This is a genomic window from Paenibacillus thiaminolyticus (genome assembly GCF_003591545.1).
Taxonomy (GTDB): Bacteria; Bacillota; Bacilli; order Paenibacillales; family Paenibacillaceae; genus Paenibacillus_B; species Paenibacillus_B thiaminolyticus_A.
In genome coordinates this window covers 14,588-31,994 of sequence record NZ_QYZD01000026.1, presented here as the reverse complement: position 1 = coordinate 31,994, position 17,407 = coordinate 14,588, and the positions used below count along the sequence as shown (strand labels likewise).

Sequence of the window (17,407 nt, the reverse complement as noted above, 5' to 3'; positions counted from 1 at the left end):
ATGTGCTGTGAGAGCAAGGCGGAAGAACTAAGGCTGCTCGGTTACGAGCAGGTAACGGGGGAGGATGTATGGGAGTGCGTCAGCGCCAAGTATAAAAAAGAAGACGCTGAACCGGCCATGCATCAGGTCGTCAATGATATTTTGTCTTTGAAAGCAACGCAGTTCATGAACTTTATGACGATGGCGGCTTATCGCGGGTCTCCCTTTATATAAGGCGAGATTTTTTTATGCCATGATCTCAAAAATTGACTCGAAAAATGACGGTCGATATAATAGGAATATTGAATATGAAAGGGGAATAGGGACGATATGAAAAGGGTGTTAGCATTTCTGCTCATCGTTGTCGTATCGCTAGGTGTCATTGTCTGGACTAGCCCTTCGATCGTCAACAGCATACGTCTCGGACTCGATCTCAAGGGCGGCTTCGAGATTTTATACCAAGCCTCTCCGCTGGAATCGGGCGGGAAAGTGACTAACGATGCGCTTAAACAGACCGCCAAAAGTCTGGATAAACGGATTAATGCAACCGGTACGAGCGAACCGGAGATTACGATCGAAGGTACGGACCGGATCCGCGTCAAGATCGCGGATGTTCAGAACGAGGAAGAGGTGCGGAAGAAGCTGAAAGAACCGGCTGTTCTTACATTCCGGAGCTCTGAAGGCTGTGAAGACGCCTCCGATTACTGCAAGATTGAACTGCAAGGAACGGACTTCGTCGAGGGCGGAGCGAGCGTCGTATTTGACGAGCTGCAGCGTCCAATCGTAGCGATTAAGCTGAAGGATGCAAGCAAATTCGCCGAAATTACGAAACGACTCGCCGGTCTGTACGATCCGGATCCGACCAAAGCGCGCAACCATCTGGCGATTTTCATGGATGACACCCTCATCTCCGACCCGTCCGTCAATTATGAGATTCCAGGCGGGGAAGCGACGATTACCGGCCAGCGGACGAAGGAAGAAGCGAACGAGCTGAAGGATACGATCAATCTCGGCTCCTTGCCGCTCAAGCTGACTGAGAAGTACTCGCAGACCGTTACGGCTACGCTTGGCAAGATGTCGCTGGAGCAGACAGTGAAGGCCGGAATTATCGGCACGGCGCTGATTCTGTTATTTATGCTTGTCATCTACCGGCTGCCAGGCGTCATTGCCAGCTTCTCGTTGATTTTGTTCACATGGGTTCTGCTGCTTGTATTCTGGTTGTCCGAGATTACGCTGACGCTGCCTGGCATTGCGGCCTTCATCCTGGGTCTCAGCATGGCCGTCGACGCGAATATTATTACGTATGAACGGATTAAGGAGGAACTGCGCAGCGGCAAGTCGATCAAGTCCGCGATGAAGGCAGGCTCCAAGAACTCGTTCCGGACGATTATGGACGCGAACATTACAACAATTATTGCCGGCGTCGTCATGTACATTTTGGGTGAGAGCCAAGTCAAAGGCTTCGCGCTCATCCTGATGATGACCGTTATCGTCAGTATTTTGACGAACGTGTTCCTCTCCCGCATCATGCTGCACGCGCTGGTCAAAGCGAATGTGCTCACCAAACCGGGGTACTTCGGCGTGAAGGAGAGTGAAATCCGTGCGCTTTAAAGGAACATTCAACTTTGTTCATTCAAGCAAATTTTTCTTTATTTTCTCAATTATTATTACGATTGTCGGCGCGATCTCGCTTGGCGTCCTCGGTTTGAACTACGGGGTAGACTTCAGCTCGGGGACGAGCGTGGACGTAACGCTCACGAAGCCGGTGGAGAAAGCCCATGTCGAGCAGATGCTTGAGCCGTACCAATTGAAGAAGGAGCCGACCATTACGATCGGCAGCGACCGGATGACGATCCGATTCACGGAAGTGCTGACTGAGCAGATGGAGAACCAGTTCAAGGCTGACTTCAAAAAGCTGGATGAGGGCGCTTCGTTCGATATCAGTACGGTCGATGTTGAGATTGCGCGCGAGCTGCAGCGCAATGCCCTGCTCGCGGTCCTGATTGCGAGCCTCGGCATCATCCTTTATATCAGCATCCGCTTCGAATGGCGCTTCGCCATCTCGGCGGTCGTCGCCTTGCTGCATGATGCGTTCATGGTAATCAGCATTTTCTCGATATTCCGGCTCGAGGTCAATCTGCCGTTCATTATCGCGGTGCTGACCATCATCGGGTATTCCATCAACGATACGATCGTTATCTTTGACCGAATTCGCGAGAATATGAGATTTGCCAAGATCAAAAATATTCATGAGTTGTCCCATCTCGTGAACGACAGTATTTATCAGACGCTGACCCGGTCCATCAATACAGTATTGACGGTTCTCCTGGCGGCCCTCTGTCTGTTTATTTTCGGGAGCGAGTCGATTCGCATGTTCTCGCTGGCTATTCTGGTCGGCTTGGCATTCGGGGCTTATTCCTCCATTTTCATCGCGAGCCCGCTGTGGGTCGTATTGAAGAACAAGGAGAAGAGCAAGTCCAAATCTCCGGCGAAGCCGAAGCAGGCGTAACCGCCAACTTCAAGCCGAAGGATGCGGCGGCAATGGAGCGAGTCCCGGCTTGGCTTCCTTGCCGCATACTGCGGCGCAAGCATAACGTTGAAGCCGCGTCAGGTTGCTGACGCGGCTTTGATGTTGCAAGCAAGAACAGATTCTTGCGAAGTCGAAGTCCACAGTAGGAATTGAAAAATTGATTGCGAGGGTTGCGACATGATGACCGATCGGTTTGCAAGGGCCGAGGCAGGGGGATGGCTGGGCATTATCGGCAACCTGCTGCTCGCCCTGCTCAAAGGGATCGCCGGCTTCTGTGCGGGCAGCCAAGCGCTCATTGCGGACGCTTGGCATTCCGCCTCGGATGTGGCGAGCTCCGGCGCCGTCCTTATCGGCTTGAAGGCAGCGAAGCGCCCTCCGGACAAGGATCATCCGTATGGACACGGCAAAGCGGTGTCCATCGCCGCCATTATCGTCTCGGCGCTGCTGCTCGTCGTCGGGCTTGAGCTTGCCGTCTCCGCAGTGAAGTCGGTATGGCAAGGGCGGGTGAACATCCCGAAATGGTACGCTCTCGCCGCAATTATGATGTCTATCGTGGTGAAGGAAGCGATGTTCCAGTACAAGTTCCGGCTGGGCAAGCGCTTATCGTCGCAAGCTCTGATTGCGAATGCATGGGAGCATCGTTCTGATGTCTATTCCTCCATCGCCGCGCTGATCGGGGTGGGAGCCGCGATGCTCGGCGGGATGTATCATATCGAATGGCTGCTGTATCTGGATCCGGCAGCCGGATTTATCGTCGCGCTACTGGTGCTGCATATGGGAACCAGATTGGTGAAGGAAGCGATTCGCTCGACGATGGACCATGTTCTTCATGATAAAGAAGCGAATCCGCTCATCCGGGCCGTACAGTCCGTCAACGGCGTCATTACCGTCGACAATCTGCGGGCGCGGGAGCATGGCCATTATGTTATTGTCGATGTTAAAATCAGTGTAAATCCCCGCATATCGGTGGCTGATGGCCATGCGATTGCGAAGCGGGTCAAAAATCATTTAATGCAGCGTTTTTTGCATGTGGCAGACGTGTGTGTCCATGTGAACCCGTTCGATACCGGTAATCCGTACCGGATTCCGCAGAATGACGGGAGAGAGCCTACGCTGCTGCAATGAGAATGTTAAAGGAGTGGGAGGATGCTTCATCCACGCTCCCGGTGGATCTGCTCTGACGTGCCGGATACCGGTATCGAGCAATTGGCCCAGGAAGCACGGGTCTCGAAGCTGGTCGCCCGTATGCTAGCCGTACGGGGGATTGCAGACGCAGAGCAGGCGCACCGGTTTTTGCATGCGGATATTGATGAGATGCATGATCCATATTTATTGGCAGGAATGGAAGACGCGGTGGCCCGGATCCGGACAGCGCTTGCGAACCGCGAGCGCATTCGCATTTATGGCGATTACGATGCGGACGGAGTCTCGAGCACATCGCTTATGATTTATTTGATGCGTCACCTGGAGGCGGATTTCGACTATTATATCCCGCACCGGGCCAACGAAGGGTACGGGCTGAACAAGGCTGCGCTGGAAGCTGCGCAGGCTTGCGGCGTCACTCTCGTCGTGACGGTCGATACCGGAATAAGCGCAGTGGACGAAATCGCCTATGCCCGCGAGCTCGGAATCGACATCGTGGTGACCGATCACCATGAGCCTCCGGAGCAGCTTCCAGACGCCTGCGCCCTGGTCAATCCGAAGCTGCCTTATTGCCCTTATCCGTTCAAAGGGCTGGCCGGTGTCGGCGTAGCCTTCAAGCTGGCGCATGCGCTGCTCGGACGGATTCCCGAGGAGTGGCTGGAGCTGGCTGCGATCGGCACTGTCGCCGATCTGATGCCGCTGCTGGATGAGAACCGCATTCTCGTGCGTGCGGCCCTCCAGCGGATGAAGTGTTCCCGCTATGCCGGGATTCGGGCGCTGCTTCAAGTATGCAGCATTGATCCGAAGGAAGTGACCTCGACCCATATTGCCTTCTCGATGGCTCCGCGAATCAATGCCAGCGGGCGGCTCGATCATGCCGACATCGCGGTTCAGCTGCTGACGGCGGAAGACGACGCGGCGGCCGAGGCGTTCGCATGGGAGCTCGACCGGTTGAATAAGGAACGGCAGAAAATCGTTGACGGCATCGTCAAGGAAGCGGAAGCCCAACTGGTGGAGAAGATGGAGGATACGGGCGAGCCTCCCCAAGTCATCGTATTGGCTGCGGAGGGGTGGAACGTCGGTGTCATCGGCATCGTCGCTTCCAAACTCCTCGAAAAATATTACCGTCCGACCTTCGTGCTGGGAATCGACGGCGAGACCGGCTTGTGCAAAGGGTCGGCCCGCTCGATCCCGGGCTTCGATCTGTACGAGGCGATGCAATCGTGCGGCGAGCTGTTCGAGCATTATGGCGGGCATCAGGCCGCGGCAGGCATGACGATTCAGGCAGACAAGCTTGCGGAGCTTGAGCGGCGCTTGCAAGAGATTGCCGAGGGCATACTGACAAAGGAGCACTTCGTTCCTTGCGTCGAAGTGGACGCGGAATGCGGCTTGAATGAGATTCCGCTGGAAGTAATCGACCAGCTGGAGCAATTGGCCCCGTTCGGCATGGGCAATCCGAGCCCCCGGATCGTCATCCGCAACGCGCGGGTGCGCGAGATCCGGACGATGGGCAAGGAAGGCCAACATTTGAAGTTGATGTTGAGCCAAGACCGTGCTACATTGGATGCGGTAGCTTTTCACCGGGGGGGCTTGGCCCGAAGGATTACGAGTGACGTGAAGGCGGATGTGCTGGGAGAGTTGTCCGTCAATGAATGGAACGGCCGGCGCAGGCCGCAGTTATTTATGCAGGATATCCGCATCCAGGAGCGGCAGCTGTTCGATTTGCGGGGGATCCCGGATGCTTGGGAGACGGCAGTGCAGCTGGCGCGCATATTGGAGCAGGATGGTGACGGCGCCAACGTGCTCGTTACGACCCGCGAGCAGGCGGGCGTGCATGCCGCGGAATCCTTCGCGTGGCTGTACAGCGACGAGGAGGAAGGACCGGTCGTCGTTCCGGGCGCATGGCGTGAAGACGAGCCGTTCATTGCTGCGATGTCGGAGCGCGTTCGCGAGATGGTGTTGTTCGGGATGCCGCCATCAGAGCAGGAGATGAGGCGGTTAACGCGCCAGCTTCGCCATATGGAACGGCTGCATGTCGTGCTGCCGCGCGAACCGATCGGGGGACGGCTTCATATGCCGACGCGCGATCGAATCAAGCGGGCTTATGCTGAATTGAGACGGGTACATACATGGACCAATGAACCCGAGCCGATGCGGTTGCTGGCCAAGCGCGTCAGCTTGTCCCTGCGGGAATTCATGCTGCTGCTCGATATGTTCCAGGAGCTGCAATTTTTATCTTGCACTCATCATAAACATACAACGACATTCGAAATGGCGGCACAGCCGGCGAAGACCTCGTTGGAAGCTTCCCAACGTTACCAGGACTGGGCAAGCGCAGCAGCCTGGGAGCAGCGCTGGTATGAGCCAGCGACAGAGGCGTTCGCGGCATGGCTGTGGTCCTGCTGGGACGAAGAACGCGATGTTTCATTACTTAGGAGGAGTTCAGATGGATTTTAAATCGTATATTCGGGTCATCCCCGATTTTCCTCAGCCGGGAATCAGCTTCAAAGATATTACGACGCTGCTGAAGGACGGTTCCGCTTACCAGGCGGCGATCGCCGCAATGAAGCAGATGGTCGAGGATAAACAAATTGATTTGATTGCCGGTCCGGAGGCGCGCGGGTTCGTCGTGGGCGCTCCGCTCGCCTTGGCGATCGGGGCCGGATTCGTCCCGATTCGCAAGAGCGGCAAGCTGCCGGGCGAGACGATTGAAGCGGGCTATGCGCTGGAATACGGCAGCGACAAGCTGGCTATGCACAAGGATGCAATCAAGCCTGGCCAGAAGGTGTTGATTGCCGACGACCTGCTGGCAACCGGAGGCACGATCTCCACAGCCGTCAATCTGGTTCGCCAACTGGGCGGAGAAGTGGTCGGGGCGTTGTTCCTCATCGAACTGAGCGATCTGAACGGACGCGCCAAGCTGCCGGATATTGACGTGCGTTCCCTGATGACGTACTAATAGGCTGAATGTCAAAAACCCCCTGAACCGGGCTGACGCCCGTTCCAGGGGGTTTCTTGCATGCATCAGGCTTGCTCGTTGGACAAGCCCAGCTTGTCGATGATGATGAAGAACAGATTGAGCACGAGGCCGAGCACCGTGGCCAGCGCCATTCCCTTCAATTCAACAGCGCCCAGCTTCAAGGTGGCGCCGCTGATGCCAATGACGATGATCAGCGTCGTCAGCAGCAGATTTTTCGGCTTGCCGTAGTCGACCTTGGCATCGACCAGCACCCGCAGGCCGGATGCCGCAATAACCCCGAACAACAGCAAGGATACGCCGCCCATGACGGGAACCGGGATGTTGGCGATAAGGGCCGAGACTTTGCCGAAGAAGGACATGATAATGGCAATGACCGCCGCGCCGCCGATCACATATACGGAATAGACGCGTGTCAGTGCCATGACGCCGATGTTCTCCCCGTACGTCGTGTTCGGCGTGGAGCCGAAGAAGCCAGAGAAAATGGTCGAGACCCCGTTGCCGAGCAGGGAGCGGTGAAGCCCCGGATTTTTCGACAGATCGTTGCCTACAATATTGCTAGTTACCATCAGATGGCCGATATGTTCCACGACGACGACCAGTGCCGCTGGCACGATAATGGCGATGGCCGTCCAGTTGAATTCAGGGAACGTGAATGTCGGCGCTTTGAACAGGGCGGCCTCCCGGACCGGATCCATGCTGACGACGCCCATGAAGTAAGCGACGGCATAACCGGTAATGATACCGATTAGAACAGGAATAATTTTGAAGAACCCACGGAAGAGCACATTGCCGAGCACGGTCACGCCGAGCGTGACGCAGGCCAGCGTAATAGCAGTCGTATCGAGAGCGGCTCCCGGATCGGATGGAATAAATCCCGACATTCCGGCGGCGACCGGAACCAGCTCAAGGCCGATGACCGCGACGATGGCTCCCATGGCGGCCGGCGGGAAGAGCACATCCAGCCAGCGAGTGCCGACCCACTTCACGATAAGCGCGACCGCCACGAAGATAAGCCCGCATACGATGAAGCCGGACAGCGCTTGGGCATAGCTGCCGCCATTGCCGGTGAGAACGACCGTAACCGGAGAAATGAACGCAAAGCTCGATCCGAGAAAGGCTGGGATGAGCCCCCGGCACAGCACAAGATAGAAGATGGTGCCCAATCCGTTCATGAGCAGTACGATGCCCGGATCGACGTGGAACAGGTTCGGCACCAGCACGTTCGATCCGAACATGGCGAACATGTGTTGGATGCTTAGCAGCAGTCCGGGCCCGAAAGCCGGTTTTTCATGCACTTGAATTTCGCGTTGCAAGTCGAATGCACTCCTTTAATATGAAATTGTCATAATCCATTTCTGGATAGTATCCCTTAGACCCAACTATATAATTTACATGCTATCCAGCCTATTTTTCAACAACATTTTTCTGATGAGGCAATAAAATGTCAGAAAAATCGTGTTTTTTCGAATGAAAACCCTGTTTTTCGACAAAAAAAGACAGGCTCGATCGAGGGAGCCTAGGGAGACCATTGACGGGAGACACCGAATAAAGGCATAATTAAAGGATATAAATCTATAGTCTGGCGGATAGGCTCCCCGACTGAAGAAAGGAACCGAAACGACTCCAATGGGCATCGAGCAATTATTAGATAAGGCCTCGGCGTATATGAAAGAATCGGATCTGGATCGGGTGCGCGAAGCGTATCTGTTCGCGGAGCAGGCTCATTCGGGGCAGGTCCGGAAATCCGGTGAACCCTATATACTGCACCCTCTGGCTGTCGCCGACATCGTAGTGGGCATGCAGATGGATCCGACTTCCGTCGTAGCTGCGCTGCTGCACGATGTAGTGGAGGACACGTCCGTCTCTCTGGAGGAAGTGCGCACCAAATTCGGAAACACATGCGCGATGCTGGTCGATGGATTAACGAAGCTCGAGCGGATTCAGTTCCGGTCCAAGGAAGAGCAGCAGAACGAGAATTACCGGAAAATGTTCGTGGCCATGGCCAATGATATCCGCGTTATCGTCATCAAGCTGGCGGACCGGCTTCACAATATGCGAACGCTGAAGTACCAATCGGAAGAGAGTCAACGGCGCATCGCCTACGAGACATTGGAAATTTTCTCTCCCATTGCCCACCGGCTCGGAATCTCGGCCATCAAGTGGGAGATGGAAGACATTGCGCTTCGCTATTTGAATCCGCAGCAGTATTACCGCATTGCCAACCTCATGCACAAGAAGCGCGCCGAGCGGGAGGAGTATATCGCCGGCGTGATCGCGCGCATTCAGGAGAAGCTGGAGGAGATGGGCATCATCGCCGATCTGTCCGGCCGACCGAAGCATATATACAGCGTCTACAAAAAAATGACGGCCAGAAGCAAGCAGTTCAATGAAATCTACGATCTGCTGGCGATTCGCATCATTGTTGACAATATCAAAGACTGCTATGCCACCCTCGGCATTATCCACACGCTCTGGAAGCCGATGCCGGGCCGGTTCAAGGACTATATCGCGATGCCGAAGACGAATATGTACCAGTCGCTCCATACGACCGTTATCGGTCCGACGGGGGAACCGACCGAGGTGCAGATTCGGACCTGGGAGATGCACCGTACGGCCGAGTACGGGATTGCGGCGCACTGGGCTTACAAAGAGGGCGGAGCCAACTCGGGCAGCTTTGAAGAGAAGATGACGTTCCTCCGCGAAATTCTCGATTTGCAGCAGGAGACGAACGACGCGCAGGAATTCGTCGAATCGCTCAAAATGGATTTTTTCTCGGATTTGGTATTTGTATTCACGCCCAAAGGAGAAGTCATCGAGCTTCCGGCCGGCTCAGTGCCGCTTGATTTCGCGTACCGCATCCATACGGAGGTCGGGAACCGGACGATCGGGGCGAAGGTGAACGGCCGTATTGTGCCGCTCGATCATCAGTTGAGGACCGGCGATATCGTCGAGATTTTGACGTCGAAGCATTCTTATGGGCCAAGCGCGGACTGGGTCAAAATTGCGCAGTCGTCGCATGCCCGCTCCAAGATCAAACAGTGGTTCAAAAAAGAGAAGCGGGAAGAGAACGTTCAAAAGGGCCGCGATGGCATCGAACGGGAATTGAAACGGCTCGGACTGGAGCCGTCGGCTTGGATGACAGACGACAAGCTGGTCGAGGTCGCGAAGAAATTCACCTTCAACGATATCGATGACATGATGTCCGCGATCGGCTTCGGCGGCATTACCGCCTCCCAGATCGTGACCCGCTTGACTGAAAAGCTGCGCAAGGAAACGGAAGAGGCCAACCAGATCGAATTGACCCACGAGGTCAAGGAAGTCAAGAAGGAGCCGGAGCGCAAATCCCGGCCCGCCCATGGCGTCAAGGTCGAAGGCATCGACAATCTGCTTGTTCGCTTCGCCCGCTGCTGCAATCCGGTGCCTGGCGACGAGATCGTCGGGTATGTCACCCGCGGACGAGGCGTCTCAATCCACCGGGCCGACTGCCTGAACATCCCGACGACGATCGACGGGGAAGAGGCGGAACGGATTATCGATGTGCAATGGGGCGATTCCTCAGAGGCGAATTACAGTGTCGACATCGAGATTACCGGCATGGATCGGAGAGGCTTCCTCAACGAGGTTCTGCAGGCCGTCTCCGAGAGCAAGACGAATATCGCCGCCGTCTCGGGACGTTCGGATCGCAATCGGCTGGCGATGATTCATATGACGATTCTCATCCGGAATACCGACCATCTCCATTCGGTGGTCGAGAAGATTAAACGTGTGAAGGACGTGTATACGGTGCAGCGGATCATGCAATGAGCTTGCTGCACTTTTTGGCATGTTAAGAGGTACACATATTTTTTGAACACATATTTAAAAAGATTTTTCAACTAAGGCTGTAGGATAGAGATAGTTCAACTGCTGCAGGAAGGGATGATAGGTAAGCATGCGAATCGTGGTTCAGCGGTGCAAGGAAGCCGCAGTAACGGTTGAGGGAGAGACGGTCGGGAGCATCGGGCAAGGCTTGATGCTGCTCGTCGGCGTGACCCATGAGGATACGGAGCAGGACGTAATCTGGGCGGCCGACAAAATTGCCGGGCTGCGCATCTTTGAGGATGAATCGGAGAAAATGAACCTGTCGGTTCAGGATGTAGGCGGGGCGATATTGTCCGTCTCGCAATTCACCCTGTACGGCGACTGCCGCAAAGGACGGCGCCCCAACTTCATGGCTGCCGCGCGGCCGGAACAGGCGGAGCTGCTCTATGACCGCTTCAATGAGCGGCTGCGCGGGCTGGGGCTTGCTGTGGAGACCGGCCGCTTCGGAGCGATGATGGATGTGCAGCTCGTGAATTGGGGGCCGGTCACGCTCATCGTGGACAGCCGGGAGTAATCTCATCCCGGACAAGCTGGCCCTGCAAACCTGGAGAGAGTGCATGGAATAACGGAATAATTGATCGCGGACGCGGCCCATACTAAGGAGGAACCCTGAGCCTGCTGCCCTGCCCGACCGGATGCTTCGCTTGGCAATCGGGACCGGCCGGCAGCTGCGGAAAGGAGCCGTATCGTGCGACAATCTTTGCATCAGCTCGCGATCAAGTACAGCACCTGGGCAGCCGTTCAATCCGTCAAGGAAGCGGCTGCGCTCTTGCGGGAGGAGCAGGCCGAGCAGGACGCTCTTCGCCGCCAAGGAGCCAATGTAAAGCGATAGCCGCGGTCATTCGATGCCCGGTCTTCTTCCATCAGGAAGGGGCCGGGCATTGCTGTCTGTTTCGCTGGCTGGGCCGCTGGGGTATAAAGTCGTACCGAAGGACTTCCGCCAGCATCCGCATCTATATCTTGGCGCACAGGATGAGAAGGGTAACAAAATACGATATCAGGAGACGGCGAGGTGACGGAAGATGAAACGAATTCAAGCATATACGCGGACGGAGGACGAGGCGGAGACGCTGCGCACAATGCTTATCGCGGCAGGCGCCACGAATATCGAGGTCGGGGAACTGGGAGGCCCGCTTGGCAGCAAGCAGATGCTGTTCGCTCCGTTCATAACCGGCAGTGCGAATGGCTCCGCTTATAACGGCGGGATATCGGCCGTAGGCCCGGGCGGAATCGTGTCGATGCGCGACGACGGGCAAGAGGCGCTCATGACCACCCCTGCCACGGAATTGACCGATAATGAAGGAGGGAGGGGCATCGCATCCTCCGAGCGGATGGAGGAGCCGGACGGGCTGCGCTATGTCGTCACCGCCAAGACGGATGATGCGGACTATGATGATGCCGTCCGGCTCATCCGCGAGAACGGCGGATATTTTGACCCGGGAGAAGAGGGCTAACATCTTCCCTTTATTTTGGAAAGTCAATATGTTAGGATAAGGACTGGCGCCCGCATGGATGGGCGCCTTTTTGGGACGAAGAGCCAACTTGGGCCGTGTGAGGGGGGAGCTTGCAGGAAAATGCGCATTACATTAATCGCCAATGAAGAGGCGTTTGAACGTTCGCTTATTCATATTATTCAATTGTTCATCGAGCAGCCGGAGGTCACGTATCACGTAAGCCAGCAGCCGGAGGCGGAACGGGCAGAGGAAGCCGAAGCGGTCATCCGACTCGCGCAGACCGAGCCGGAGGGCGGGCTCGCGCCTGAATCGTTCCCGCTCGCGGCAGCGGGCCACGTTCGCGTCCGGGCTACGCTGGAGCGGAAGGACGGCGCCTCACTGGAAGCCGTTAATGAACGGCCGGTTCCTGTGGAAGCGACCTATGAGCAGTACCGCAAGCAGGTGAAGAATGCATTCTCCCATGCGCTGCTGCAGGTGATGACCGCTTGGACCGGCATCGAGCAGCCGTGGGGCATTCTGACCGGCGTCCGCCCGACGAAGCTGATGCATGAAGCCCGGCGGCGCGGACTGTCGCAGGACGAGGCGAAGAAGATGCTTCGCGAAGAATATTTAATTACGGACGGCAAGATCGCGCTGATGGAACAGATTGTGGATCGCCAGTTGACGGCGCTCCCCGACTTGGATCAGCTTCAGAACCAGTTGAGCATTTATATCGGAATCCCGTTCTGTCCGACCAAGTGTGCGTATTGCACCTTCCCGGCATACGACATCAACGGGCGTCAAGGCTCGGTCGATTCCTTCCTTGGCGGGCTACACTATGAAATGCGCGAGATCGGGCGCTTCCTGAAGGAGCGGAATATTCCGATCACGACGATTTACTATGGCGGTGGCACCCCGACCAGTATCACGGCGGAAGAGATGGATATGCTGTATGAGGAAATGATGACCTCTTTTCCGAATGTCGAGCAGGTGCGGGAGATTACGGTCGAGGCGGGACGCCCGGATACGATCACGCCGGAGAAGCTGGATGTGCTGCGGAAGTGGAATATCGATCGCATCAGCATCAATCCGCAGTCTTACATTCAGGAGACGCTCGATATTATCGGACGCCATCATAGCGTGGAAGAGACTGTAGAGAAATACAAGCTGGCGCGCGGGCTCGGCATGAACAATATCAATATGGATCTCATCATCGGGCTGCCGGGAGAAGGGACGGCGGAGTTCGCCCATACGCTGCGGGAGACGGAAAGGCTCCTGCCGGAATCAGTGACGGTCCATACGCTCTCGTTCAAGCGCGCCTCCGAGATGACTCGCCACCGCGGCGAGGAGAAATTCAAGGTGGCCGAGCGGGAAGAGGTCGAGCGGATGATGACGATGGCGGCGGAATGGACGGGGGCACAAGGCTATGTTCCGTATTATTTGTACCGCCAGAAAAATATCCTCGGCAACCTGGAAAATGTCGGCTATGCAATGCCGGGAACGGAGAGTCTGTACAATATTCTCATTATCGAAGAAATACAATCGATTCTCGGCCTGGGCTGCGGCGCATCCTCCAAATGGGTGCATCCGAAAACCGGCGCGATTACCCGCTTCGCCAACCCGAAGGAACCGAAAGTATACAATGACAATTATGTGGAAGTGACGCGCAAAAAAATAGAAATGATGAAGGAATTGTTCAAAGAGACCTAAAGGAAACGCTTGCTTTTTTGTAATCTGTTTGTAATCTTTGCTTCATGTTCCTTTAATATTTGCGCCCTATACTGAATGCATGACCCCCTTTTTAATATATTCTTTTGCTGGACCTACATCTGATGTAGGTTTTTTTCTTGACTTTAGCGTGCTACATCCTTACAATGTTCTTTATATTCTGACATAGCAAATTGATTCAATGACGGGAACAAGTAACCCGACCCACATGTGCAGAGAGAGGTTCCTTGGCTGGAAGAACCTTGATGATGGACGGACGAAGGACATCCCCGAGAACCGGCGGCGAACTCCATTCAGAATGGATGTGTAGCCGTTCGGCGCTTGGCGTGCGTTACACGTGAATGAAGCGCGGGAAGCGATCCGGAGGCATATGGGCCAGCGAGGGAGAGCGGACAGCGGAATGTGGGTGGCACCACGGGTGATTGGATTCGACAACCAACTCTCGTCCCTTAGCAAATGTTACATTTGCAGGGCGGGAGTTTTTTTATTTTCAGGAAGCAGGCAGGAGGAGGAAGAACATGGCTTACCAGAAGCCGACAGGCACGCAGGATTTGCTGCCGGGCACCGTCGAAATATGGCAGACGGTCGAGCGCAAAGCTCGTGATCTGTGCCGTCGATTCAACTACAAGGAAATCCGAACCCCGATATTTGAACAGACTGAGCTGTTCGAGCGTGGCGTCGGCGAGACGACGGATATCGTGGAAAAAGAAATGTATACGTTCAAGGACAAGGGCGATCGAAGCATGACGCTTCGTCCGGAAAATACGGCAGGCGTCGTCCGCTCCTATGTGGAGAACAAGCTCTACGGCGAACCGGATGTGACGAAGCTGTATTATATCGGGCCGATGTTCCGTTATGAGCGGCCGCAAGCGGGACGCTACCGCCAGTTCCATCAATTCGGCGTAGAGGCGTTCGGGGCTACAGATCCGAGCCTGGATGCGGAGATTATTGCACTAGGATATGAATTCATGAAGGAAGTCGGGCTGACCGGCGTCCGCGTGGAGATCAATTCGGTCGGCAATGTGCCGAGCCGCGCGGCTTACCGGGAGCGTCTGCTTCAATTTTTGGAGCCGATGAAGGAATCGCTGTGCAAGGACTGCCAGTCCCGGATGGAGCGCAATCCGCTGCGCGTGCTCGACTGCAAGGTGGATCAGGACAAATTCGGCAATGCGCCTTCGATTCTGGACAGCCTCGATGAAGAGTGCGCAACGCATTTTGCCAAGGTGAAGCAGTACTTAATGGCGATGGGGGTCGACTATGAAGTGAACCATCGTCTCGTACGCGGACTCGATTATTATACGCATACGGCATTCGAGTACAAGGCGCAGGGCATCGGCGCCATCGATACGGTCGGCGGCGGCGGCCGCTACAACGGCCTGGTGGCGGATATCGGCGGCCCGGATCAGCCCGGCATCGGCTTCGGCATCGGGCTCGAACGAATCGCGCTGCTGCTGGAGAAGCAGGGCGTCGATTGCAATGAGACGTCGCCGCTCGATATTTATCTGGTCGGTCTCGGCGAACAGGCCGAGGCTGAGGTCACGAAGCTGCTGAACGATCTGCGGCGCGAAGGACTGGCCGCCGAGAAGGATTACCAGGGCCGCAAGATGAAGGCGCAGATGAAATCGGCTGATCGCATGCATGCGCGATATGCCGGGATTCTGGGAGATGACGAGCTGTCCCGGGGCGAGATTGCGTTGAAGGAGCTGGCCAGCGGGGAGCAGCGGTTCGTGCCGCTATCCGAATTGGCGCAGCAAGTGAAGCAGGCTTGACACCTGCAGAGGCGCCGCGTGCTGCCAAGAGGCAGACGATGCAAAAACATAGATGAAGAACGAACGATGATGAGGAGAGTGGAGTTCATGATGTATAAGACGCATTCCTGCGGAGATATAACGAAGGCCCGCATCGGAGAGACGGTCACTTTGAACGGCTGGGTACAGCGCCGGCGGGATTTGGGGGGCGTATTGTTCGTCGATCTGCGCGACCGCACCGGTCTGGTGCAGATTGTATTCAACCCGGAGTTTTCTTCCCGTGCCCATGAGATTGCCGATCGCTTGCGCAATGAATTTGTCGTGGCGGTGAGCGGGCAAGTCGTCATGCGCGACGCGGAGACGGTCAATCCGAACATGCCGACGGGGGATGTCGAAGTTCGCGTGACGGACATTGAAATATTGAACGGGGCCAAAAACCCGCCGTTCTTCATTGAAGACGGCATCGAGATCGACGAGTCGCTTCGCCTGCGCTACCGTTACCTGGACCTTCGCCGTCCGGAAATGCAGCGTACGCTGAAGCTGCGCTCCAAAGCGTCGAAATTGATCCGCGATTTCCTGGACGATCAGGAATTCGTCGAGGTGGAGACGCCAATTCTGACGAAGAGCACACCGGAAGGGGCGCGGGATTATCTCGTGCCGAGCCGCGTGCATCCGGGCGAGTTCTTCGCTCTGCCGCAATCCCCGCAGCTGTTCAAGCAGCTGCTGATGGTCTCGGGCCTGGAGCGCTACTACCAGATTGCCCGCTGCTTCCGCGACGAGGATCTGCGCGCCGATCGCCAACCCGAATTCACCCAAGTCGACATCGAGACCTCCTTCCTGTCCGAGGAGCAGCTGCAGGGCATGATGGAGCAACTGATGGTTCGCCTGTTCAAGACGACGATCGGCGTGGACATTCCAACGCCGTTCCAGCGCATTACGTATCAGGAAGCGATGGAGAAGTACGGCTCCGACAAGCCGGATCTGCGCTTCGGCCTGGAACTGGTCGACGTCTGCGACCTCGTGGCCAACAGCGGCGTTAAAGTATTCGGTTCCGTCATCGAGAAGGGCGGCGTGGTCAAAGTGCTGAACGCCAAAGGTTGCGGCACGTGGAGCCGCAAAGATATCGATGATCTCGGACCGTACGCGGCCCGCTACGGGGCGAAGGGCCTGGCGTGGATTCAAGTGAAGGACGGAGAGTTCCGCGGCCCGATCGTCAAGTTCATGACCGAGGAAGAGATCGCCGCCCTGCGCGAGCGGACGGGCGCCGAGGACGGAGACCTGCTGCTGTTCTCCGCAGATACGCGCAAGGTCGTATACGATGTACTCGGCAACCTGCGCCTCTATATCGGCCGCAGACTGAATCTGATCGACGAGAGCGTGTTCAAGTTCGCTTGGGTCGTCGACTTCCCTCTGTTGGACTATGATGAGGATGAGAAGCGCTATGTTGCGGCACATCATCCGTTCACCCGTCCAAAAGATGAAGACCTGCATCTGTTCGATTCGGATCCGGGCCAAATCCGGGCCCAGGCGTATGACCTTGTGCTGAACGGCTACGAAGTCGGCGGCGGATCGCTACGGATCTACAAGCGCGACGTGCAGGAGAAAATGTTCACGGCGCTCGGCTTCTCCCCGGAAGAAGCGCAAGAGAAGTTCGGGTTTTTGCTGAACGCATTCGAATACGGCACGCCGCCGCACGGCGGGATCGCCCTCGGTCTTGATCGTCTTATCATGCTGCTGGCAGGACGCACGAATCTTCGCGAGACGATTGCGTTCCCGAAAACGGCCAGCGCGGTCGATCTGATGATGGATGCGCCGAACGTCGTGGAGCCGGCTCAATTGGAGCAGCTTCATATCAAATCGGCCGTCAAGAAGAAAGACAAGAAAGAAGAGCAATAACCTGTCCGCTGCTCCGAGCAGCTTGAACGAACGCCCCTTGCCGATCTATGCTATATAGCAGGCGGCCAGGGGCGTTGCCATTATACTCGGGCGATAGGCCCGCAGGAGG

General features: G+C 56.1%; 14 protein-coding genes. 13 read left to right on the top strand and 1 reads right to left on the bottom strand.

Translation table 11 applies throughout. From position 1 onward, the window contains the following. The 6 genes from DQX05_RS22190 (at position 1) to DQX05_RS22165 (ending at position 6,611) form a co-directional block, all read left to right on the top strand. A complete protein-coding gene (locus DQX05_RS22190) occupies positions 1 to 213 on the top strand; it encodes a post-transcriptional regulator (protein ID WP_182914874.1) in 213 nt (70 codons plus the stop codon). A gap of 96 nt (positions 214 to 309) precedes the next feature. Beyond that, positions 310 to 1,590 (top strand): protein translocase subunit SecD, encoded by a 1,281-nt coding sequence (secD, locus tag DQX05_RS22185; RefSeq protein WP_119795645.1) that lies wholly within the window; start codon positions 310 to 312, stop codon positions 1,588 to 1,590. Next, positions 1,580 to 2,488 carry a protein translocase subunit SecF gene (gene secF / locus DQX05_RS22180; protein ID WP_119795644.1) on the top strand — a complete coding sequence of 303 codons (909 nt, stop codon included), beginning with the start codon at positions 1,580 to 1,582 and terminating at the stop codon, positions 2,486 to 2,488. The genes secD and secF overlap by 11 nt, the downstream gene beginning before the upstream one ends. A 198-nt stretch (positions 2,489 to 2,686) precedes the next feature. Further along, entirely contained in the window at positions 2,687 to 3,634 is a 948-nt protein-coding gene (locus DQX05_RS22175; RefSeq protein ID WP_119795643.1) for a cation diffusion facilitator family transporter, read from the top strand. A 21-nt stretch (positions 3,635 to 3,655) separates the two neighbouring features. Beyond that, complete coding sequence (gene recJ, locus DQX05_RS22170) at positions 3,656 to 6,109, top strand: single-stranded-DNA-specific exonuclease RecJ (protein WP_119795642.1); 2,454 nt, start codon at positions 3,656 to 3,658, stop codon at positions 6,107 to 6,109. Further along, positions 6,099 to 6,611 (top strand): adenine phosphoribosyltransferase, encoded by a 513-nt coding sequence (locus DQX05_RS22165; protein WP_119795641.1) that lies wholly within the window; start codon positions 6,099 to 6,101, stop codon positions 6,609 to 6,611. The genes recJ and DQX05_RS22165 overlap by 11 nt, the downstream gene beginning before the upstream one ends. Before the next feature lie 65 nt (positions 6,612 to 6,676). Here the strand turns inward: DQX05_RS22165 and uraA are convergent, their stop codons facing one another. Next, on the bottom strand, positions 6,677 to 7,945 hold the full coding sequence (gene uraA / locus DQX05_RS22160; protein ID WP_119795640.1) for a uracil permease: 1,269 nt from the start codon (positions 7,943 to 7,945) through the stop codon (positions 6,677 to 6,679). Between the two features lie 313 nt (positions 7,946 to 8,258). Between uraA and DQX05_RS22155 the strand changes: the two genes are divergently transcribed. From DQX05_RS22155 to aspS, 7 genes are all read left to right on the top strand, one after another. Beyond that, the gene (locus DQX05_RS22155; protein ID WP_119795639.1) at positions 8,259 to 10,436 is read left to right on the top strand and encodes a RelA/SpoT family protein; all 2,178 of its coding nucleotides are present in this window, start codon (positions 8,259 to 8,261) and stop codon (positions 10,434 to 10,436) included. A 127-nt stretch (positions 10,437 to 10,563) separates the two neighbouring features. Next, complete coding sequence (gene dtd, locus DQX05_RS22150) at positions 10,564 to 11,007, top strand: D-aminoacyl-tRNA deacylase (protein WP_119795638.1); 444 nt, start codon at positions 10,564 to 10,566, stop codon at positions 11,005 to 11,007. 174 nt (positions 11,008 to 11,181) lie between these two features. Continuing rightward, complete coding sequence (locus DQX05_RS31035; RefSeq protein ID WP_182914870.1) at positions 11,182 to 11,325, top strand: hypothetical protein; 144 nt, start codon at positions 11,182 to 11,184, stop codon at positions 11,323 to 11,325. Positions 11,326 to 11,515: 190 nt separating this feature from the next. Next, the gene (locus DQX05_RS22145) at positions 11,516 to 11,947 is read left to right on the top strand and encodes a flagellar basal body rod protein (protein ID WP_119795637.1); all 432 of its coding nucleotides are present in this window, start codon (positions 11,516 to 11,518) and stop codon (positions 11,945 to 11,947) included. Positions 11,948 to 12,067: 120 nt separating this feature from the next. Beyond that, positions 12,068 to 13,636, top strand: a complete 1,569-nt coding sequence (locus tag DQX05_RS22140; RefSeq protein ID WP_119795636.1) for a coproporphyrinogen III oxidase — start codon at positions 12,068 to 12,070, stop codon at positions 13,634 to 13,636. 536 nt (positions 13,637 to 14,172) lie between these two features. Continuing rightward, complete coding sequence (gene hisS, locus DQX05_RS22135; RefSeq protein ID WP_119795635.1) at positions 14,173 to 15,423, top strand: histidine--tRNA ligase; 1,251 nt, start codon at positions 14,173 to 14,175, stop codon at positions 15,421 to 15,423. 87 nt (positions 15,424 to 15,510) lie between these two features. Further along, positions 15,511 to 17,298 carry an aspartate--tRNA ligase gene (aspS, locus tag DQX05_RS22130; protein ID WP_119795634.1) on the top strand — a complete coding sequence of 596 codons (1,788 nt, stop codon included), beginning with the start codon at positions 15,511 to 15,513 and terminating at the stop codon, positions 17,296 to 17,298. Positions 17,299 to 17,407 lie beyond the last annotated feature (109 nt).